The 21,191-nt window shown below is 67.0% G+C and carries 20 protein-coding genes; 10 read left to right on the plus strand and 10 right to left on the minus strand.

What is annotated here, in order from left to right:
* Nucleotides 1-69 precede the first annotated feature (69 nt).
* Genes KNW02_RS09335 through dxs form a run of 4 tightly spaced genes read left to right on the plus strand, consistent with a single transcriptional unit; the run spans nt 70 to nt 4,028 of the window.
* A complete protein-coding gene (locus KNW02_RS09335) occupies nt 70-990 on the plus strand; it encodes a histone deacetylase family protein (protein WP_216033002.1) in 921 nt (306 codons plus the stop codon).
* The gene (locus KNW02_RS09340; RefSeq protein ID WP_216033003.1) at nt 987-1,223 is read left to right on the plus strand and encodes an exodeoxyribonuclease VII small subunit; all 237 of its coding nucleotides are present in this window, start codon (nt 987-989) and stop codon (nt 1,221-1,223) included. Before KNW02_RS09335 ends, KNW02_RS09340 begins: the two co-directional genes overlap by 4 nt.
* Complete coding sequence (locus KNW02_RS09345) at nt 1,223-2,086, plus strand: polyprenyl synthetase family protein (protein WP_216033004.1); 864 nt, start codon at nt 1,223-1,225, stop codon at nt 2,084-2,086. Before KNW02_RS09340 ends, KNW02_RS09345 begins: the two co-directional genes overlap by 1 nt.
* Nucleotides 2,087-2,111: 25 nt before the next feature.
* Nucleotides 2,112-4,028 (plus strand): 1-deoxy-D-xylulose-5-phosphate synthase, encoded by a 1,917-nt coding sequence (gene dxs, locus KNW02_RS09350; protein ID WP_216033005.1) that lies wholly within the window; start codon nt 2,112-2,114, stop codon nt 4,026-4,028.
* A 28-nt stretch (nt 4,029-4,056) separates the two neighbouring features.
* Here the strand turns inward: dxs and KNW02_RS09355 are convergent, their stop codons facing one another.
* From KNW02_RS09355 to cls, 8 genes are all read right to left on the minus strand, one after another.
* The gene (locus KNW02_RS09355) at nt 4,057-5,286 is read right to left on the minus strand and encodes an AI-2E family transporter (protein ID WP_216033006.1); all 1,230 of its coding nucleotides are present in this window, start codon (nt 5,284-5,286) and stop codon (nt 4,057-4,059) included.
* Between the two features lie 91 nt (nt 5,287-5,377).
* A complete protein-coding gene (locus tag KNW02_RS09360) occupies nt 5,378-6,604 on the minus strand; it encodes a saccharopine dehydrogenase family protein (protein ID WP_216033007.1) in 1,227 nt (408 codons plus the stop codon).
* 35 nt (nt 6,605-6,639) lie between these two features.
* A complete protein-coding gene (locus KNW02_RS09365; RefSeq protein ID WP_216033008.1) occupies nt 6,640-7,740 on the minus strand; it encodes a carboxynorspermidine decarboxylase in 1,101 nt (366 codons plus the stop codon).
* A 109-nt stretch (nt 7,741-7,849) separates the two neighbouring features.
* Nucleotides 7,850-8,236 carry a hypothetical protein gene (locus KNW02_RS09370; protein WP_216033009.1) on the minus strand — a complete coding sequence of 129 codons (387 nt, stop codon included), beginning with the start codon at nt 8,234-8,236 and terminating at the stop codon, nt 7,850-7,852.
* Between the two features lie 6 nt (nt 8,237-8,242).
* On the minus strand, nt 8,243-9,028 hold the full coding sequence (locus tag KNW02_RS09375) for a DUF6478 family protein (protein WP_256447704.1): 786 nt from the start codon (nt 9,026-9,028) through the stop codon (nt 8,243-8,245).
* 5 nt (nt 9,029-9,033) lie between these two features.
* Nucleotides 9,034-10,767 (minus strand): dihydroxy-acid dehydratase, encoded by a 1,734-nt coding sequence (gene ilvD / locus KNW02_RS09380; RefSeq protein ID WP_216033011.1) that lies wholly within the window; start codon nt 10,765-10,767, stop codon nt 9,034-9,036.
* Between the two features lie 61 nt (nt 10,768-10,828).
* The gene (locus tag KNW02_RS09385; protein ID WP_216033012.1) at nt 10,829-11,167 is read right to left on the minus strand and encodes a 4a-hydroxytetrahydrobiopterin dehydratase; all 339 of its coding nucleotides are present in this window, start codon (nt 11,165-11,167) and stop codon (nt 10,829-10,831) included.
* 57 nt (nt 11,168-11,224) lie between these two features.
* On the minus strand, nt 11,225-12,664 hold the full coding sequence (cls, locus tag KNW02_RS09390; RefSeq protein ID WP_252733621.1) for a cardiolipin synthase: 1,440 nt from the start codon (nt 12,662-12,664) through the stop codon (nt 11,225-11,227).
* 76 nt (nt 12,665-12,740) lie between these two features.
* On the opposite strand from cls, the gene accD reads away from it, so the two are divergent.
* The 3 genes from accD (at nt 12,741) to KNW02_RS09405 (ending at nt 16,089) form a co-directional block, all read left to right on the plus strand.
* On the plus strand, nt 12,741-13,676 hold the full coding sequence (accD, locus tag KNW02_RS09395; RefSeq protein WP_216033013.1) for an acetyl-CoA carboxylase, carboxyltransferase subunit beta: 936 nt from the start codon (nt 12,741-12,743) through the stop codon (nt 13,674-13,676).
* A 64-nt stretch (nt 13,677-13,740) separates the two neighbouring features.
* Nucleotides 13,741-15,012, plus strand: a complete 1,272-nt coding sequence (locus tag KNW02_RS09400) for a bifunctional folylpolyglutamate synthase/dihydrofolate synthase (protein WP_216033014.1) — start codon at nt 13,741-13,743, stop codon at nt 15,010-15,012.
* Nucleotides 15,013-15,159: 147 nt separating this feature from the next.
* A complete protein-coding gene (locus KNW02_RS09405; RefSeq protein WP_216033015.1) occupies nt 15,160-16,089 on the plus strand; it encodes a Hint domain-containing protein in 930 nt (309 codons plus the stop codon).
* Between the two features lie 75 nt (nt 16,090-16,164).
* On the opposite strand, the gene KNW02_RS09410 is transcribed toward KNW02_RS09405, so the two are convergent.
* Nucleotides 16,165-16,584: a hypothetical protein gene (locus tag KNW02_RS09410; protein ID WP_216033016.1), complete on the minus strand. Its 420-nt coding sequence runs from the start codon at nt 16,582-16,584 to the stop codon at nt 16,165-16,167.
* A gap of 76 nt (nt 16,585-16,660) precedes the next feature.
* Between KNW02_RS09410 and hemF the strand changes: the two genes are divergently transcribed.
* From hemF to KNW02_RS09425, 3 genes are all read left to right on the plus strand, one after another.
* Entirely contained in the window at nt 16,661-17,515 is an 855-nt protein-coding gene (gene hemF / locus KNW02_RS09415; protein ID WP_252733624.1) for an oxygen-dependent coproporphyrinogen oxidase, read from the plus strand.
* Between the two features lie 104 nt (nt 17,516-17,619).
* Nucleotides 17,620-18,927, plus strand: coding sequence for an ATP-dependent protease ATPase subunit HslU (gene hslU, locus KNW02_RS09420; RefSeq protein ID WP_216033017.1), 1,308 nt, complete (start codon nt 17,620-17,622; stop codon nt 18,925-18,927).
* 48 nt (nt 18,928-18,975) lie between these two features.
* A complete protein-coding gene (locus tag KNW02_RS09425; protein WP_216033018.1) occupies nt 18,976-19,368 on the plus strand; it encodes a hypothetical protein in 393 nt (130 codons plus the stop codon).
* Nucleotides 19,369-19,429: 61 nt separating this feature from the next.
* On the opposite strand, the gene KNW02_RS09430 is transcribed toward KNW02_RS09425, so the two are convergent.
* Nucleotides 19,430-21,157 carry a dipeptidase gene (locus tag KNW02_RS09430; protein WP_216033019.1) on the minus strand — a complete coding sequence of 576 codons (1,728 nt, stop codon included), beginning with the start codon at nt 21,155-21,157 and terminating at the stop codon, nt 19,430-19,432.
* Nucleotides 21,158-21,191 lie beyond the last annotated feature (34 nt).

A 21,191-nucleotide genomic window follows, 5' to 3' on the forward strand; every position in this document is an offset into this window, starting at 1 on the left:
CATGCCGGATAAGCTTAAAGGCGAACAAAGACACCCAAAAGCCGCGTGACGCGAGAGAGGAACCCGGCCATGACCACCGCCCTTTTCACCCATCTCGCGGCCTCGCGCCATCTGACCGCCCCCGGCCATCCCGAACAGGTTGCCCGCCATGCGGCCGTCACCCGGGCGCTGGAACCCTTGGATCTGATGCGGCTCGAGGCGCCCATGGCCGGGGATGCCGAGATCCTCAGATGCCACCCCCAGCGGCATCTGGACCGCATCCGCCAGAGCCAACCCGAACGGGGATATGCGATGCTGGATGCCGACACGCAGATGTCGCCCGGCAGTTTCGAGGCGGCCCTCAGGGCGGTGGGCGGTGCCTGTGCCGCCGTGGATGCGGTGCTGGCCGGCGAGGCCGCAAACGCCTTCGTCGCCATGCGCCCGCCCGGACACCATGCCGAGCGCGAGACGCCGATGGGCTTCTGCCTGTTCGGCAATGTATCGATCGCGGCAAAGCGGGCGCTGGACCATCACGGGCTGTCCCGCGTCGCCGTGCTGGATTTCGACGTGCATCACGGCAACGGCACCCAGAATCTGCTGTGGGACGAGCCGCGGGCCTTCTTCGCCTCGAGCCACCAGATGCCGCTCTATCCCGGCAGCGGTGCGCCGGGCGAGACCGGCGCCCATGGCCAGATCATGAACATGCCGCTGCAGCCCGGCTCGGGCGGGGTCGAGGCGGCGGCGGTCTGGCGCCATATCCTCGAACGCTGCCGCGACTGGGCCCCGCAGCTGGTGTTCGTCTCGGCCGGCTTCGACGCCCATCACGACGATCCGCTGGCCGAACTGAACTGGTCGGACGGCGATTTCGCCGATATCACCCGGATGATCTGCGACATGGCGTCCGATTGCGGGGCGCCGGTGGTATCCTGCCTCGAAGGTGGCTATGATCTCGCCGCTTTGGGGCGGTCGGTCCGCGCCCATGTCGAGGTGCTGATGGAGGCCGGGAAATGAGCGAGATCGAAAAGCTGTCCTTCGAGGACGCCATGCGCGAGCTTGAGGCGACGGTGGGCAAGCTGGAGACCGGCGAGGCGACGCTGGAGGAATCCATCGCGCTTTATGAACGCGGGGCAAAGCTGCGGGCGCATTGCGAAAAACGCCTGCGCGAGGCCGAGGAACGGGTCGAGAAGATCACCCTCTCGGCAAACGGCCAGCCGGTCGGCACGGAACCCGCCGAGGGGCTGTGATGCAGGCAAGACTGGATGAGGTGAAGGCGCAGGTCCGGGCCGCGCTGGACGAGGCGCTGTCGGCCCTGCCCAAGGGCGAACTGGCCGATGCCATGGCCTATGCGACGGTGGGCGGCAAGCGTATCCGGGCGCTGCTGGTGCTGGAATCGGCCCGGCTGCACGGGGTTTCCGATACGGCCGCCCTGCCGGTCGCGGCGGCGGTCGAGGCGCTGCATGCCTACAGCCTCGTGCATGACGATCTGCCGGCGATGGATGACGACGACCTGCGTCGCGGCATGCCGACCTGCCATATCCAGTGGTCCGAGGCCACCGCGATCCTCGCCGGCGACGCCCTTCAGGCGCTGGCCTTCGCGCTGCTGACCAGGGACGAGATCGGCGGACCCGAGGCGCGGCTGCGGCTGATCGGGGCCTTCGCCGGGGCCGTGGGCGCGGCCGGCATGGTCTGGGGACAGGCGCAGGACATCGCCGCAGAAACCGCGCTGCGGCCCCTGGATCTGGAGGCGATCACCCGCCTGCAGGGGGCCAAGACCGGTGCGTTGATCCGTTTTGCCGCCACCGCCGGGCCGCTGATCGCGGGCGGCGAGACCGAGGCGCTGGACCACTATGCCCGCAAGCTGGGGCTGGCCTTCCAGATCGCCGACGACATTCTGGATGTTACCGGCGACCAGGACCTGACCGGCAAGCGCGTCGGCAAGGACGATGCGGCGGGCAAGGCCACCTTCGTGTCGCTTCTGGGCCTCGACGGCGCCCGGGCCGAGGCCGCGCGGCTGGCCGCCGAGGCCGAAGCGGCGCTTGCCTCCTATGGCGAGGCCGCGGAAAACTTGCGGGACCTCGCGCGTTTCGTTATCGAACGCGACACCTGACAGCCGCCCGCCCGGAGGGCCAGCCATGACCGACCGACCGAATACGCCCGTTCTCGACCGGGTCAACCTGCCTTCGGATCTGAAGGCCCTGTCCGACCGCGAGCTGCGGCAACTGGCCGACGAGTTGCGGGCCGAGACGGTCAGCGCGGTCAGCGTCACCGGCGGGCATCTGGGCGCCGGGCTGGGCGTGGTCGAACTGACCGTGGCCCTGCATGCGGTCTTCGACAGCCCGCGCGACAAGATCATCTGGGATGTCGGGCATCAATGCTATCCGCACAAGATCCTGACCGGGCGGCGCGACCGCATCCGCACCCTGCGCATGGGCGGCGGGCTGGCCGGCTTCACCAAGCGGGCCGAAAGCCCCTATGACCCGTTCGGCGCCGGCCATTCCAGCACCTCGATCTCGGCCGCGCTCGGCTTTGCGGTGGCGCGCGATCTGGGGGGCGATCCGGGCGACGCCATCGCCGTGATCGGCGACGGCGCGATGAGCGCGGGCATGGCCTATGAGGCGCTGAACAATGCCGGCCATCTGGGCAAGCGGCTGTTCGTGATCCTGAACGACAACGAGATGTCGATCGCGCCGCCGGTGGGGGCGATGTCCTCGTATCTGACCCGGCTCTATACGCAGGGACCGTTTCAGGAACTGAAGGCCGTGGCCAAGGGCGCGGTCGGCTTCCTGCCCGAACCCCTGCAGGAGGGCGCGCGCCGGGCCAAGGAAATGCTGAAGGGCATGACCATCGGCGGCACCCTGTTCGAGGAACTGGGATTCTCCTATATCGGCCCCGTGGACGGCCATGACATGGAGCAGTTGCTGCCGCTGCTGCGCACCGTCAAGGCACGGGCGACGGGGCCGGTGCTGATCCATGCGGTGACGAAGAAGGGCAAGGGCTATGCGCCCGCCGAAAACGCCGCCGATTGCGGCCATGCCACCGGCCGGTTCGACCCCGTCACCGGGATTCAGGCCAAGGCGAAATCGAACGCGCCCAGCTATACCTCGGTCTTTGCCCGCGCGCTGATCGACGAGGCCGGGCGCGATGAACGGATCGTCGGCATCACCGCCGCCATGCCCGACGGCACCGGGCTGAAACAGTTCGCCGAACGCTTTCCCCGCCGCAGCTTTGATGTCGGCATCGCCGAACAGCATGCCGTGACCTTCTCGGCCGGGCTGGCGGCAGGCGGGCTGAAGCCGTTCTGCGCGCTCTATTCGACCTTCCTGCAGCGCGGCTACGACCAGGTCGTGCATGACGTTGCGGTGCAGGGCCTGCCGGTCCGATTCGCCATCGACCGTGCCGGGCTGGTCGGACAGGACGGGCCGACCCATGCCGGCGCCTATGACATCGCCTATCTGGCCAATCTGCCGGGCTTCGTGGTGATGGCCGCCGCAGACGAGGCCGAACTGGTGCATATGGTCGCCACCGCCGCCGCCCATGACAGCGGTCCCATCGCCTTCCGCTTTCCGCGCGGCGAGGGCACCGGGATCGACCTGCCCGACCGGGGCGAGGTGCTGCCCATCGGCCGCGGCCGGATCGTCGCGGAAGGCAGCGGGGTTGCGCTTTTGTCGCTGGGCACGCGGCTGGCCCCGGCGCTTGAGGCCCGCGAGGCGCTGGCCGCGCGCGGGATCCGGCCGACCGTCGCCGATGCGCGTTTCGCCAAGCCGCTGGACCGCGACCTGATCCTGCGGCTGGCCCGCAGCCATCAGGCGCTGATCACCATCGAGGAGGGCGCGGTCGGCGGCTTTGGCAGCCATGTCGCCCAGCTTCTGGCCGATGAGGGCGTCTTTGACGGTGGGCTGAAGTTCCGCTCGATGGTGCTGCCCGACCGGTTCGTCGATCACGACGCGCCGATGGCGATGTATGACGATTCGGCGCTGAACGCCCGCCATATCGAGGCCAAGGTGCTGGAGGTCATGGGTGTCGGACAGCTTGCCGACCGCCGCGCCTGATCGCGGCTGAGGCGCGGCCGGAGACCGGTTATTCCTGCTCGCCCGGACTGGCGGGATCGGTGGCCCTGCGGGCGGTCGCCGCATCCCCTGCCCCGGCGGCGGTCTCGACGATGTCGCGGGCCTCGTCCTCGTCGAGGGCGGGAGGATTGTCTCCGGCCAGGAAATTGCCGAACTTCCCCCAGCCCGGCACATGCTCGGCCAGCACCCGCAGCACGACCAGCACCGGCACGGCGATCACCATGCCGATCACCGACCACAGCCAGGCCCACAGCGCCACGGCCAGAAACACCACGACGGCGTTCATCTGCAGCCGGCGCGAGACGAAATAGGGCGTGATCAGCTGCCCCTCAAGCGAGGTCAGCGCCAGATAGGTCAGCGCCACCATGGCCGGCCCGAACAGCCCCGGCATCACCACCAGCGCCACCGCGGCCGAGATCGCGACACCGGCGATCGCGCCCAGATAGGGGATGAAGTTCAGCAGGAACGCCCCCAGCCCGAACAGCAGCGGCCCCGGCATGTCCCAGACCCACATCGCCAGCCCGACCGACAGGCCCAGCCCGGCATTGATGACGGTGATCGCGCCCAGGTAGCTGCCCAGCGAATCCTCGATCTCGCGCAGGGCCAGATAGGCGTTGCGCTTGTCGCGCAGGGAATCGAAGCTTTGCACGATCTTCAGATACAGAAGATCGCCCGAGGCCAGCATGAAGAACATCAGGACCAGCGTGAACAGTACCTGCCCCAGAAGCTGAGGGGTCAGCTTGACCACGGTTTCGAGGGTGGTTTCCCCCTCTTCCTCGACCCTGATCGTCGGGGCGGCGGCGGGCCTCTCGTCGCCTACCACCTGCGCCTGATCCAGCTTCTGCGCCGCCTCCTGAAGATCCCGCATCGAGGCGCGGACGCTCTGGAACTTCTGCTCCAGCCGGGTGCTGATCGTGGGGATGTTGCCGACCGCGCGGTTGATCGGCCCGCTGGCGGTATAGGCGATCACCGCGACCAGCGCGAGGATCCCGAAAGTCACCACCGCCGCGGTGATCGCGTCCGGCACCCCGCGCCGCCGGGCAAGGCGCCTGAGCGGGGTGAAGACGAAGAACAGCAGGATCGCCATCGTCACCGGCATCAGGAAATCGCGGCCCGCGGCAATGGCCGCGAAGGCGAGGATCAGGAAGATGCCGATGACCGCCCAGTTCGCCACGCGGCTGCTGGTGCTGCCGTCGCCCCGTCCGAAACGCGGAAAATGATGCCCGCCCGGTTCCTCCATCCCCTCCCCCCTCGTGTCAGGGGGCGGAAACGCGGCGGGCGGGCCGATTGTTCCGGCCCGCCCGCGATCTCTCGGCCTCGTTCCGGTGCGGTCAGATCGGATGATCGCCGCTGGCGTCGATCACGCGGGTCGGCAGGCCCAGCTTGCCCAGCAGTTCCAGGAAGGGCCGCGCCGGCAGATCCTCGACATTGACCATCTTCTTCACGTCCCAGACCCCGCGCGCGATCAGGATCGCCGCCGCCACCGGCGGCACGCCGGCGGTATAGCTGATGCCCTGGCTGCCGACCTCGTCATAGGCGTCCTTGTGATCGGCGACGTTGTAGATGAAGACCTCGCCCTCCTTGCCGTTCAGGCTGCCCTTGACCAGATCGCCGATGCAGGTCTTGCCCTCGTAATCGGGCGCGAGGCTGGCCGGATCGGGCAGCACGGCCTTCACCACCTTCAGCGGCACGACCTCCAGCCCCTCGGCGGTCCTGACCGGCTGTTCGGACAGCAGGCCCAGATTCTGCAGCACGGTGAAGACATTGATGTAGTGATCGCCGAAACCCATCCAGAAGCGAACATCGCTGTCCTTGTAGCGGGCCGAGAGGCTGTGCACCTCGTCATGGCCGGACAGATAGGCGGTGCGCTTGCCGACGACGGGCAGATCCCATTCGCGGCCGATCTCGAACATCCGGTTCTCTTTCCACACGCCGTCCTGCCAAGAATAGACCGTGCCGGTGAATTCGCGGAAATTGATCTCGGGGTCGAAATTGGTGGCGAACCAGCGGCCATGCGACCCCGCATTGATGTCCACGATGTCGATCGAGTCGATCCTGTCGAAATATTCATCCTCGGCAAAGCGGGCATAGGCGTTGACCACGCCCGGATCGAAGCCTGCGCCGAGGATCGCGGTGATCCCGGCCCTGGCCACATCGTCGCGCCGTTTCCATTCGTAATTGGCGTACCAGGGCGGCGTTTCGCAGACCTTGGCCGGATCCTCGTGGATGGCCGTGTCCAGATAAGCGGCGCCGGCGCGGATGCAGCCTTCCAGCACGGTCATGTTGATGAAGGCGCTGCCGACATTGATGACGATGCCCGCATCGATCCGCCGGATCAGCGCCTCGACCGCGCCGGCATCCATCGCGTCCAGCGCATGGCTGGTAAAGGGCATCTCGTGGCCCTTTTCGCGCAGGCTGTCGATGATCGCATCGGCCTTGGCCTGCGTGCGGTTGGCGATATGCAGATCGCCGAATTCCACCGCCTGCTGCGCGATCTTGTGGGCGGTCACCTGCGCGACGCCACCCGCGCCGATGATGAGGACATTCTTCTTGGCCAATTCAGTCTCCTTTCCCGGTGGCGGGGGGCGGCGCCTCAGGACAGGCTGCCCTTGTAATCGTCGTAAGAGAAGCTGCGGACGGCGCGGATCGTGCCGTCCTCTTCGCGGATGGCGATGGCGGGCATGGCGACGCCGTTGAACCAGTTCTTCTTGACCATGGTGTAACCCGCCGCATCCGCGATGCTGATCCGGTCGCCGATCCGCAGCGGACGGTCAAAGCGGGCATCGCCGAAGATGTCGCCCGCGAGGCAGGTCTTGCCGGCGATCTGATAGGCGTGGTCGCCCGCCTGCGGCAGACCCGCCGTCTCGCGATAGATCAGCAGATCCAGCATATGCGCCTCGATGCTGCTGTCGACGATGGCCACGTCCTTGCCGTTATGGATCAGGTCGAGGACCGAAACCTCAAGCGTCGTGGTTCCGGTGATGCTGGCCTCGCCCGGTTCCAGATAGACCTGCACGCCGAACTTCTGGCTGAAGGCCGCCAGCCGGTCGGCCAGCCGGTCCAGCGGATAGCCGTCGCCGGTGAAATGGATGCCGCCGCCAAGGCTGACCCAGTCCAGCCGGGCCAGCAGATCGCCGAATTCGGCCTCGATGCGGGACAGCTGATGGTCGAACAGCTCGAAATCGCCATTCTCGCAATTGTAGTGGATCATCACCCCGCTGATCCGGCCCATCGCCGCCTCGAGCCGGGCCGTGTCCCATTCGCCGAGCCGGCTGAAGGGGCGCGCGGGATCGGCCAGATCGAAGCCGCTGGTCGAGAAGCGGGGGTTCAGCCGCAGCCCGGTGGTGATCCCCTTCGCCTTGCCGGCGAAACGGTCCAACTGGCCAAGGCTGTTGAAGATGATCTTGTCGGCATAGCCGACCGCCTCGTCGATCTCGTGATCGGCCCAGGCGACGGAATAGGCATGCGTCTCCTTGCCGAATTCCTCGTGCCCCAGCCGCAGTTCGAACAGCGAGGACGATGTGGTGCCGTCCATGAACTCGCGCATGAAATCAAAGGCCGACCAGGTGGCAAAACATTTCAGCGCCAGGAGTGCCCTCGCGCCCGAACGCTGGCGCAGGCGGGCGATCTTTTCCATGTTGCCGCGCAGAAGGGCCTTGTCGATCAGGTAGAAGGGTGTTTGCGGCTGGGTCATGGCAGTCCTGCGGCGAAGGCGTGGAGGGCAGTCGGGAATGGGCCGTATAGCGATGCGGCCCGCTTTTCGCAAGGAAAGGTGACAGCCCCGTGACAGGCGGTTCGCGGTCTCAGGCCTCGGCCGCGAAGCGACGGAACTCGCGCTTGAGCAGCTCCAGTTCCGAGCGCAGAAGGGCCAGTTCCGCCGCCACGTCGTCATCCAGCACCCTGCCGGCGGCCAGGTTCAGCCGGGCCAGATGCACCGAGGCGGGGCCGACCGGCGCGCCGGGCCCGCCCTCGTCTGCGACCAAGATCAGGCTTGTCACCCCCTCCGAGATCAGTGCGGCCGGCAGGGCGACCCGCAGATCCCAGGCGTTTCCGGCCGCCTCGGTCATCACGGCCTCGGCCACCACCTCGCCCAGATGGGTCGCGCAGACGCGCCCCGGGAGCCTGGTCGCCGTCAGCCGGCCGGACCAGACGCCGCCGCGCACCCCGTAATCCTCGAATTTCGGCATCATGCCTCCTTACATCTCGGCGCGGGGATGACGTGACAGCATCGCCTCGGTCACAGTGACGGCGTTCATGCGCGGCGCCTCGAAGATCAGGTCGAGCCAGACCTTGTCGACCGGACGCTGCGAGAGTTCGGCAAAGCCGAGATCGAATTCGACGGTCCGGCGGCATTCGCGCCCGTCGATGGGATGGCCAAGCTGGCGCAGGATGGTTTCGGTATTCGGCCCCTGGGCAATGTTCAGCCGCCCATAGACGACGATGGATCGTTCCGAATGCAGCGTCGCGTCCAGCCGGATGACATGATGGCGGCCCAGATCCGGGTTCAGATCGGCCGGCAGGGCCAGTGCCAGCGACAGATAGCTGCCGCTGAACCCCATCATCTCGAGCGTCAGGGCATAGGGCGCCAGATCCGCCGCCCGGCGATTGGGGACCTGGCGCAGGATCAGGGCCTGGTGCGGACAGTCGTGATACAGCGCCACCTCATCGCCCAGATGCTGGCCGTTCTGCGGGGCCACGGCCGCGCCGGGCCGGATGCGGCCGCGCACAATCAGCGGGCGCCAGTGCCAGTCGGTCCCCAGCGGCAGGTCCTGCGTCCCGGCCGCTTCGCCTCGGCGGACCAGATGCGCATCGGCCAGTTGCAGGAACCGGCCCAGCGACCGGTGCAGGTCAGCCGCCTCGTCGCGCAGTTCGGGCGCGGGCGTGCCGCCGCCGCGTTCCAGCGCATCTGCCCGCATGGCCCATCGCGCTGCTGCGCGCGTGCTGCCCCAATGCGGCAACCGTGTCCGCCCCTTGCCGATCATCTGCCCTACTGGTCCATGTAGACATGGGTTTCCGCGGCCGCGCCGGGATGGGTCACCGCGCCCCAACGCGCGCCGCCCACCAGCCGCGCATATTTCCACAGCGCGCCCGAGGCGTAATCGGTCGGGCGCGGTCCAGCCCAGGCGGCCCTGCGCACCGCCAGTTCGTCGTCGGAGAGATCGACATCGATCTCGCCCTTCACCGCGTCGATGGTGATGACGTCGCCATCCCGCAGCAGCGCGATCGGCCCGCCATGCGCGGCCTCGGGTCCGACATGGCCGACGCAGAAGCCGCGGGTCGCACCCGAAAAGCGGCCGTCAGTAATCAGCGCCACCTTCTTGCCCATGCCCTGGCCCGACAGCGCCGCGGTAGTGGCCAGCATCTCGCGCATGCCCGGCCCGCCCGCCGGGCCCTCGTTGCGGATGACGATCACCTCGCCCTCCCTGTAGGCGCGCTTCTGGACGGCGGCGAAGGCCTCTTCCTCGCTGTCGAAGACCCGGGCGGGGCCGCTGAAGACCTGTTCCTCGGGCGTCATGCCTGCGACCTTCACGATCGCCCCGTCGGGCGCAAGGTTGCCCTTCAGCCCGACCACCCCGCCGGTCGGCGTGATCGGCGTCGTGACCGGATGGATCACCCTGCCGTCCACCACACGATCCACGAGGTCCAGTTCCTCGCCGATGGTCCGGCCGGTGGCGGTGATGCAATCCTCGTGGATCAGCCCGGCGCGGCGCAATTCGCGCATGACCACCGGCACCCCGCCGACCTCATAGAGATCCTTGGCGACATATTCGCCGCCCGGGCGCAGGTTCACGAAATAGGGCGTGTCGCGGAAGATGTCGCAGACATCGAACAGGTCGAACTCGATCCCGGCCTCATGGGCGATGGCCGGCAAATGCAGCCCGCCATTGGTCGAGCCGCCGGTACAGGCCACGACGCGGGCCGCATTTTCCAGTGACTTGCGGGTCACCACGTCGCGGGCGCGGATGTTCTTCTCGATCAGCCGCATCACCGCCTCGCCCGAAGCAAGGCCATACTGGTCGCGACTCTCGTAGGGCGCCGGTGCCCCGGAACTGTTGGGCAGCGCAAGCCCGATCGCCTCGGAGACGCAGGCCATGGTGTTGGCGGTGTACTGCCCGCCGCAGGCCCCGGCCGAAGGGCAGGCCACACGTTCCAGAATGTCCAGTTCGGCATCCGACATGTTGCCGGCCTGATGCTGGCCCACGGCCTCGAACACGTCCTGCACCACCACGTCGCGGCCGTTCAGCTTGCCCGGCAGGATCGAGCCGCCATAGATGAAGACCGAGGGCACGTTCAGCCGCACCATCGCCATCATCATCCCCGGCAGCGACTTGTCGCAACCCGCCAGCCCGACCAGCGCGTCATAGCAATGCCCGCGCATGGTCAGTTCCACCGTATCGGCGATGGCGTCGCGGCTGGCGAGGCTGGAGCGCATCCCCTCATGCCCCATGGCGATACCGTCGGTCACGGTGATGGTGGTGAATTCGCGCGGGCAGCCGCCGCCCTTCTTCACCCCCTGCTTGACCGACTGCGCCTGCCGGTTCAGCGCGATATTGCAGGGCGCGGCCTCGTTCCAGCAGGTGGCGACGCCGACCCAGGGGGAATGGATTTCCTCTTCCGAGATCCCCATTGCATAGAAATAGCTGCGATGCGGCGCACGGGCCGGGCCTTCGGTGACATGGCGGCTGGGCAGCCGTGACTTGTCGAAACGCGAATTTCTCATCTGACCCCCCCGGTTGCAGCGCCATCCCTTGGATAAACCGCCGCAACCGGCGGAACAAGCGTCAGGCGACCAGCGCGTCCAGTCTTGCCGCGCAGATGAAGTCGTTCTCGGTCAGCCCGCCGGCCTCATGGGTGGTGAACGCCACCTCGCAATAGCCCCAGCCGAAGGTGATATCGGCGTGATGGCCCTGATGGTTCCCCAGCCACGCGGCCAGATTCGCCATCTCGACCGCCTTCAGATAGCCCTTGAACTCGAACCTCCGGCGAACGGTCCTGCCGTCCTCGGACAGAAGCCAGCCGTCCAGCCGCTGCATCAGCGCCGCCACCTCGCCGGCCTCAAGTGGCGCCACGCCGCCCCTGCAGGGCTGGCAGGTCCTGCCGGCCAGATCATCATTGCCCATCGTTTCCTCCTCCTTCACGGGCGACCCGCCCGCACCGAACGGCTTCGGCCGGCCCCGCTAGAGCAGCGGCGAGGCCAGGGCGAAGAGGTTGTTGCGCAGAATTCGCAGGATGCTCCAGCCGCGCACCTCGTCCAGCGTGATCTCATGCGCGCGCTCCACATAGGTCGATTGCCGCGCATCGATCTCGGCCACCAGCGGATCGTCGAAGATCGCCATGTTGACCTCGTAGTTCAGCTCAAAGCTGCGGCGGTCCAGATTGGCGCTGCCGACCATCGCCATGCGCCCGTCCACGGTCATGATCTTGGCATGAAGCAGCCCCGGCTGAAACAGCATCAACCGCACACCGGCCGACAGCAGGCCGTAATAGAAGCCCTGACTGGTCGCCCCGACGATCAGCGAGTCGTTGCGCGCGGGCAGGATCATGGTGACATCGACCCCACGCCGGGCAGCGGCGCGGATCGCCGCGTCAAGGGCCGCGTCGGGAACATAATAGGGCGTGGTGATGACCACCCGTTCGCGCGCGGTATGCAGCATCCCGGTCAGGCAGTCCGAGATGCTGCCCGCGCGCCGGTCCGGCCCCGTCGCCACGACCTGCGCCGGAACGCCGGGCTGCTCGACGGCATGGACCAGTTGCAGCATCCCGCCCAGATCATGGCCGGTATAGCTCATCCAGTCGGCCAGAAACACGGTCTGCAACTGCCGCACGATCGGCCCCTCGACGCGGAACAGCACATCGACCCAGGGCGCGAAGCGCGGCTTGGTCGCAAAGGCCATGTCCGAACAGTTGCGGCTGCCGGTGAAGGCCACACGGTTGTCGACGACCAGGATCTTGCGGTGGTTGCGCAGATCCAGCCGGCGATAGAGGAAGCTGACGATCGGCAGGCTCCAGGGAAAGGCGGTCACGCAATCCGCCCCCGCGCCCTTCATCTGCGCCCAATAGGGCGACCGGACCAGCAGCCGCGATCCCACCGCATCGACAATGATCCGGCAGTCCACGCCGCGCGCGGCCGCGCGCCGCACGGCCTCGGCGACCTTGCCGCCGCTCTGGTCGGACAACCAGATGTAGAACAGGATATGGACGTGATCGCGCGCGCCGTTGATCGCCTCGACCAGCCGGTCGATGGCGGTATCGGCTTCCTCGAGCAGATCGACCCGATTGCCGCCCAAGGCCGGCAACCCCCCGACTGCGGCGTTGGCGGCGATGATCGGGCGCTCGAAGTCGGGCGGATCCAGGATCCTCTCGGGGCTGGGAAGGCTGAGACCGGTCAGCCGGTCGCGCACATCCGCCATGCGCTGCACGTCGGCCCGGTTCATCCGGATCTCGCCGAACAGCAGATAGGCGACGATCCCGGCCACCGGCACGACATGGATCACCATGATCCAGGCCACACGCACCGACGGCTCCATCCGCGGCCGGACCAGAACCCGCATCGCCAGTGCGAGGGCCGTAACCATATGCAGCAGAAAGAAGAACGAGGTCCACATGGTCGGCATCATCACCGCCCGATCCGGGAATTGCAATTCCTTCGCGCGCGGCCTATCTGGGGGCCTGAAACAGCCAAGGTCGCCCGCGATGAACTGGATCACCAACTATGTCCGCCCGCGCATCAACTCGCTGTTCTCGCGCCGCGAGGTGCCCGAGAATTTGTGGACGAAATGTCCCGAATGCGGAACCATGCTGTTCCATCGCGAACTGACCGACAATCTGAATGTCTGTACCAGCTGCGACCATCATCTGGGGATCAGCCCGCGCGACCGGTTCGCCGCCCTGTTCGATGGCGGCGTCTTTGTCGAGGTGAAGATCCCCGAGCCGCTTCTCGATCCGCTGCAGTTCCGCGACCAGAAGAAGTACCCCGAGCGGATGAAGGCCGCGCAGAAGGCCACCGGCGAGAAAGAGGCGATGCTGGTCGCCGAGGGCGAGATCGGCCGCACCCCGATCGTCGCCGCCGCGCAGGACTTTTCCTTCATGGCTGGCTCGATGGGCATGTATGTCGGCAACGCGATCATCGCCGCGGCCGAACGCGCGGTGAAGCTGAAACGCCCGCTGGTGCTGTTCTCGGCTGCCGGCGGGGCGCGCATGCAGGAGGGGATCCTGTCGCTGATGCAGATGCCGCGCACCACCGTCGCGGTCGAGATGCTGCGCGAGGCCGGCCTGCCCTATATCGTCGTGCTGACCCACCCGACCACCGGCGGGGTCACGGCCAGCTATGCGATGCTGGGCGACATCCAGATCGCCGAGCCGAATGCCCTGATCTGCTTTGCCGGCCCCCGCGTCATCGAACAGACCATCCGCGAGAAGCTGCCCGAAGGGTTCCAGCGCGCCGAATATCTGCTGGAACATGGCATGCTGGACCGGGTGACCCATCGCGGGAAGATGCGGGACGAGCTGATCTCGATCCTGCGGATGCTGGGTGGCCTGCCCGCCCCCAGCAAGGGCGACCTGCCACCGCCCTCCGGCCTCGCGCTGCCCGATCCGGGCGGCGACGCGAAAAAACCCGCGACCGCCTGACCGGATCTTCCGTGCCCAACCATCCCCGGGGACCGGGGGCAGACCGCCCCCGGCTTGCGCAACCATGAGCCATTCCGACGCCATTCTCGACCGCCTCATGTCCCTGCATCCCAAGGTGATCGACCTGTCGCTGGACCGGATGCACCGCATCCTCGCCGCGCTTGACCATCCCGAACGCAGGATCCCGCCGGTGATCCATATCGCCGGCACCAATGGCAAGGGCTCGACGCAGGCGATGATCCGCGCCGGACTCGAGGCCAGCGGCGCGCGCGTCCATGCCTATACCTCGCCGCATCTGGCCCGCTTTCACGAACGCATCCGCCTGGCCGGCGAACTGATCTCGGAGGCCGATCTTGCCGCCGCGCTGGAGGAATGCGAGGCCGCGAATGAAGGCAAGCCGATCACGTTCTTCGAGATCACCACGGCGGCGGCCTTTCTGGCCTTCTCGCGCCTGGCCGCCGATTACACGTTGCTCGAGGTGGGGCTTGGCGGGCGGCTGGACGCGACCAATGTGATCGACCAACCGGCGCTGACGGTCATCACCCCGGTCAGCATCGATCATACGCAATATCTGGGTGAGACGCTGGCGCTGATCGCGGCCGAGAAGGCCGGCATCATCAAGCCGCGCATCCCCTGCATCGTCGGCCCGCAGCAGGACGAGGCGCTGCGGGTGATCGAAGCGCGCGCCTCGGGGCTGACCGCCCCATTGTCAATCTATGGCCAGCACTGGATGGTCGCGCCCGATCGCGATGGCATCGTCTATCAGGACGACCACGGGCTGTGGGATCTGCCCATGCCGAACCTGATCGGGCCGCATCAGATCCAGAACGCCGGCACCGCCCTCGCGGCGCTGCGTCATCTGGGCGCCAGCCACGGCCAGGCCAGCGCCGCGGTAACCCGGGCCGAATGGCCGGCGCGCATGCAGCGCCTGACGCGGGGACCGCTGGTCGAGGCCGCCGGGCCGCAGGCGGAATTGTGGCTGGACGGCGGCCACAACCCGGCCGGCGGCGAGGCGCTGGCCGCAACCCTGAAGACGCTGCCCCCTCGCCCGACACGACTGGTCTGCGGCATGCTGAACACCAAGGATGTCGCGGGCTATCTGCGCGCCCTTGCCCCCCATGCCGAGGGGCTGACCGCGATCGACATCCCGGGCGAGCCGAACACCCTTCCGGCCGCGACCACCGCCGGTATCGCCGCCTCGGTCGGCCTTCCGGCAGACAGCGCCCCGGACGCCGAAACCGCCATCCGCCGAATCGCGGACCAGGAGCCGCGCGCCCGGATCCTGATCTGCGGATCGCTCTATCTTGCCGGGCGGATCCTCAGATCGAACGGATGACGTCGCCCTGACGCCACGGGAACTGTATTTTCAGTCAGTTTTCCCGTCCAGATAGTGGAAACTGCCTGTTAACCAACCTATTATAGGCTCCGGGTTTTGCGTGGCCCGATATTGTATAGATTTTATTGTGTTGTCGGAGTTATTGAGATGCCGATTGTTCGCATCACCCTTTATCGAACCGAGGTGATCCGCGGCAAGGTTCAGGCCGACTCGCAGACCGTGTCACTGGAGATCGACGACAGCAACGACAACGGCCTGATCGAAGCCGACGAATGGCAGGCCTTCACCGGACTTCACAACTCGCGGGTTGCCGGCGAATCCTTCCCGGCGATGCTGTTTCACAGCACCAACGACACCGGCAGCAACCGCACCGGAATCCTCTATTCGCCCGTTTCCCACACGGCGGGTACGGATCTCACCAAGCTGTTGCGCGACCTCGACCGCAAGCATTTCGCGCCTTCACTTGACGACCTGAACATCTGCTATCTGGCCGGCACCATGATCGCGACCCCGTCGGGCGAGGTTCCGGTCGAGGCCCTGCGGGCGGGTGATCTGGTCCTGACCCGCGACCATGGCGCGCAGGCGCTGGTCTGGACCAGTTCAAGCCATGTCACCCCCGCCGATCTGGACCTCGCACCCAACCGGCGCCCGGTGCGGATCGCGGCCGGGGCGCTTGGCCAGGGCCTGCCGCGTCGCGATGTCGATGTTTCGCCCCAGCACCGGATCCTGGTTCGCGACTCGGAAGGCGGCGAATACCTGATCTCGGCGCGGCACCTGATCATGTCCGGGCATCCCGGCGTGGCCCTGCGTCCGCTGGGGGGCGAGTTCGACCTTGTCCATATCGCCTTCGCGGATCACGAGATCATCATGGCCGAAGGCGCCGCGATGGAGTCGTTTTTCACCGGGCCGCAGGCGGTTCGCGCACTGGCCCTGCCGCAGCGGATGGGGCTGATCCTCAGCTTTCCCGACCTGGCCCGCGGAGAGAACCCGATGCACCCCGCCCGGCCCTTCATAAAGCATCGCGACTATGCCCGGATGCGCGGCCAGCTTCCGGCCAGTGTGGACGGATCGGCCTGACCCGCCGGGCAGGTACTGCCGGCTGATGCGCGCCACGAAGCGTGGCAACGCTGCCGCCGTAGTGCCGCCACTGCCTCAGGTCTTCTCGTCCTCGGGATAGGCCGCCTTGCAGGCCTCGACCGCCTGCGCCGCCTTCCCGCTGAGCGCGGCCCTGCGCTCGGCAAGGAAATCGCGCTTGCGGGTTTCGGCGGCGGGATCGATCGGGATGCGATAGGGAACAATCTCGACCGTATCAACGAAACAGGGGTCGTAATAGACCACCACATTGCCATCGCCGTCGGTATAGGCGCGGCGGCATTGCACCAGCCGGTCGCTTTCCACCGCGCGCTCGCCCCAGGCATAGCCCCGTGCCAGATTGCCCTCGACCTCGGCAAGCAGCCGGCTCACCGCGCGATACTCGCCCGTATTGTCGCGAATGCACCGTTGCTGCGGCGTGCCGCAGGCCGCCAGCACCAGCGGCAGGGCAAGCAGGACAAGGGCAGAGTTGCGGGACATGGCCAGTCTCATTACAGCGGGTCAATGAATCCTAACGGCCCGGCACGAGGCTTGGCAAATCAAGATTGAGGTTCGCATGGAAGATCAACGCCGTCGCGCCGCCCACTGGTTCCGCGAACTGCGCGACCGCATCACCGCCGCCTTCGAGGCGCTGGAGGATCGCGGCCCCGGCGACGGCCCGGCCGGTCGCTTCGAAATCACCCCGACGCAACGCGGCGAGGATGGGGGCGGCGGGCTGATGTCGGTCATGCGCGGCGGCCGGGTCTTCGAGAAGGTGGGTGTGAACTGGTCCGAGGTCCATGGCGTGCTGGCCCCGAAGGCGCAGGCGGCGATGGCGGCCCGCGGGGTGCCGGGCATGGACCTCGATCCGCGCTTCTGGGCCTCGGGCATCAGCCTTGTGGCGCATATGCAGAACCCGCTTGCGCCCGCCGTGCACATGAACACGCGGATGTTCTGGACACCGGGCGCCTGGTGGTTCGGCGGCGGCGCCGACCTGAACCCCTGCATCGAATATCCCGAGGATACCGCGCATTTCCACGCCACGCTGCGCGCTGCCTGCGACCTGCATGACAGCGGTGACTATGACCGCTTCAAGGCTTGGGCGGACGAGTATTTCTTCATCCCGCACCGGGGTCGCGCGCGCGGTGTCGGCGGCATCTTCTACGACGACCTGAACAGCGGCGACTGGGAGGCCGATTTCGCCTTCACCCGCGCCGTGGGCGAGGCCTTCCTGCCCGCCTTCCTGCCCCTGGTCGAGGCGCGCATGGATCTGCCCTTCACCGAGGCCGACCGCGAGACGCAACTGATCCATCGTGGGCTTTATGCCGAATACAACCTCGTCTACGACCGCGGCACGAAATTCGGCCTCGAGACCGGCCATAATGCCGAAGCCGTGCTGATGAGCCTGCCGCCACTGGCGAAATGGGTCTGACCGACGCGCGGCGGTCGCGAAGAAGGCGCCGTTCTGTCCGGTGGTTTGGTTGAATCGGCCCTTCACCCTGTCTAAGTGATGCGCAAGAGAGACAGGAGCCTGTGATGACCGACCTGACACCGCGTGAAATCGTGTCCGAACTGGACCGCTTCATCATCGGGCAGAAAGACGCCAAGCGCGCCGTCGCCGTGGCCCTGCGCAATCGCTGGCGCAGGAAGCAACTGGCCGACGATCTGCGCGACGAGGTCTATCCCAAGAACATCCTGATGATCGGGCCGACCGGGGTGGGCAAGACCGAGATCAGCCGCCGGCTGGCGAAACTGGCCAACGCGCCCTTCATCAAGGTCGAGGCGACCAAGTTCACCGAGGTCGGCTATGTCGGCCGCGATGTGGAACAGATCATCCGCGACCTGACCGACGCCGCCATGATCGACACGCGCGAGCGGATGCGCGAAGAGGTCAAGGCGCGGGCGCATCAGTCGGCCGAGGACCGGGTGATCGAGGCCCTGGCCGGAGAGGGTGCGCGTGACGGCACCCGCACCATGTTCCGCGACAAGCTCAAGCGGGGCGAGCTGGACGACACCCTGATCGAGCTGGAACTGCAGGATCATTCCAATCCTCTGGGGATGCTGGAATTGCCCGGCATGTCCGGCGGGCAGGCCGGCGGCATGATGGATCTGTCGGGGCTGATGAAGGCCTTTGGCGGTCGCCGGACGCGGCGCAAGGTGACGGTGGCGGAAAGCTATGAACTGCTGATCGCCGAGGAAGCCGACAAGCTGCTGGACGATGACGCCGTGAAGGCAGCCGCGCTGGAGGCGGTGCAGGAAAACGGCATCGTCTTCATCGACGAGATCGACAAGGTCGCTGCCCGTCAGGAGGTGCGCGGCGGCGATGTCAGCCGCGAGGGCGTGCAGCGCGATCTGCTGCCGCTGATCGAAGGCACCACGGTCGGGACCAAATACGGCCCGGTGAAGACCGATCACATCCTGTTCATCGCCTCGGGCGCCTTCCATGTCGCCAAGCCCTCGGACCTTCTGCCCGAACTTCAGGGCCGGCTGCCGATCCGGGTAGAACTGCGGGCGCTGACCGAAGAGGATTTCATCCGCATCCTGACCGAAACCGACAACGCGCTGACCCGGCAATATACCGCCCTGATGGCGACCGAGGGCGTGACCGTCGGCTTTACCGAGGATGGCATCGCGGCGCTGGCCCGGATCGCGGCCGAGGTGAACGCCGCGATCGAGAATATCGGCGCGCGCAGGCTCTATACCGTCATCGAGCGGGTGTTCGAGGATCTGTCCTTCACCGCCCCCGACAAGGACGGCGAAACGGTCAGCGTCGATGCGGCCTTCGTGGACCGGCATCTGGGCGATCTGGCGCGTTCGACCGACCTGTCGCGCTACGTTCTGTAAGGCGCCGGGCGGCGTCGCCTATCCGGGGCGTGACGCGGGAGGTCAGGCATGAATACGCCTTGCAGGGGAAGTCTGTCGGTCAGGATCGCAGCCGGCGCTGCCGTGCTGTTCGGCGCAATGACCCTTCTGTCGGGCGGGCAGGTGCTGTTCGGCGGCGGCGCGGCGCAAGCCGCGGCCGGAAACTTCGTGCCCTTCGTGCTGTGGTTCAACTTCCTGTCGGGCTTTGCCTATATCCTCGCGGGTATCGGGATGGTTCTGGATCGATCATGGGCCCCTTGGCTGGCCATCGCGCTGGCATCCGCGATCGCCGCCGTCTTTGCGTTGTTCGGCCTGCATGTCCTTGGGGGCGGGGCCTTCGAGTTCCGCACGGTGGCGGCCATGACGCTCCGCCTGGCGGTCTGGGTGGCCATCGCGATGATCGCCAGACGCAGCATCCGCTGACGGTTCCCCGCCACCGGCCCGGAGCCTCCTGCCCCGGCGCCGGAAGAAGGTGATCGCGCAGCTATTCCAGCGAGTCCAGATTGCTCATCCGGGCCATCATCTCGGTGAACATCTGCAGGTCAAACTGGAAGGCGTCGAGGCGTTTGAACTCGCCCCGCGTATGGCCCAGATACTTGTCGCCCGGCATGTTCGGCCCGAAATTGACCGCGTTGGGCAGCAGCTTCGCGGTGGTGCTGCCGGCGGTCGATGTCGGCTCGGAGGGCAGGCCGGTCGTTTCGCCGAAGATCTCCAGCAACAGCGACAGCCACGCGCCTTCGGGGTCGCGATACATCCAGTTGCGCAGGCTGACCTCGATCTCGGCGGGCGAGCCGCTGCTGCCCTTCCACGCCTCCAGTGCGGTCTGGATATCGGCCTGCACCGCCTCGAAATCCTTGTCGGCATGGCGCGGCGCACGCAGGTTGACGGCCATGGTCAGGACGCCGTCAGCCTCGTTGAAATAGGTCGGCGAGACGGTCAGAGGCCCCATGAAATCATCGGCGTAGCCGACCCCCAGTCCTCCGGCCAGATAGTCGAGGCCGTAAGCGCCGTCGATATACCGGATCGCCTGAAGGTAATGGTTGTCGGCGGGCTCAAGGCCGCTTTGCAGCAGAAAGGCCGCCAGGCGTGGCACCGGGTTGACGCCGGTTTCGGGTTGCGAGGCATGGGCCGAGACCCCGGTGACGGTCAGTGTCACCAGACCGTCGCCGGCTTCGGCACCGATGCTGAAATCGCCGCCATTCGCCGCGATGAAGGCGGGCGCGGCGTCGTTTAGCTGCCTGGCCACCCCTGCCGCGTCGTCGGCGCTGATCTCGGCGATGGCGGTTTCGGGGATCTGGTTTGCCGCCGCAGATCCCGTGAGGCCGGTGATCACCAGCGCGCCGAACGCCTCGACCACCGGGAACCGCGCCGAGATCGTGCCCGGCCCCTTCTCGGCGGTGACCGCCGGATAGCGGCTGTCCAGCACGATGTTGTAGTCGGGCGCGGGTTGCTGTTCGAGATAATATTCCATCGCCGAGCCGCCGATTTCCTCGGTCGTCTCGATCATCAGGCGGATGTCGCGGCCCAAGGGCAGCCCGCTGTCCCGGATCGCCTTCATCGCGTAAAGGCCGGTGGCGATCGAACCCTTGTCGTCAAGCGTGCCGCGCCCGTAGATGCGATTGCCCTCGACGGTCATCTGGAAGGGGTCGATGGTGGCCCCGCCCTCGGTCTGCCATTCACGGCTGAGGACGGGGACCACATCGGAATGGGTCAGGATGCCGAACACGTCCTCCGAGGGGCCGTCCAAAGTGACCTCGAAGATGCGGCCATCGACATTGCGGAGATTCAGGCCGAAGGCCGCGGCGGTGGCGCCGATCTTCTCACCCATGGCGATGAAGGCCGGGTTCTCGTGCTGCTCGGGGTAGTCCGCGCTCTGATGGCTTTCGATGGCGACAAGTTCCGCCAGAAGTTGCAGGGCATCATCCTCATTGACCACGCGGTTATAGACGCCCAGCATCCGGGCCAGCAGTTTCAACTGATCGGGCCCGTGGGTGCCGGCCTCGACCGCTGTCCGGGCCTCGGCGACGCCGGCCACCCCCTGTTCCTGAACCGCGTCCAGAAACGCGTCGAAACTGTCGAACTCGGCCCCGGAATACCGGGCGACCAGCGCGGCCAGATCGGCGGCGGCGGGGCTCTCCTGCGCCATGGCCGGCAATGAGAGACCACAGACGAGCAGTGGCGTCGCACAGAGGGCTGTGAGATTGCGGGTCATCATATACTCCTCCTGAACACGTATTTCGGGGGGT

It is taken from the genome of Paracoccus marinaquae (assembly GCF_018860165.1).
GTDB lineage: Bacteria > Pseudomonadota > Alphaproteobacteria > Rhodobacterales > Rhodobacteraceae > Paracoccus > Paracoccus marinaquae.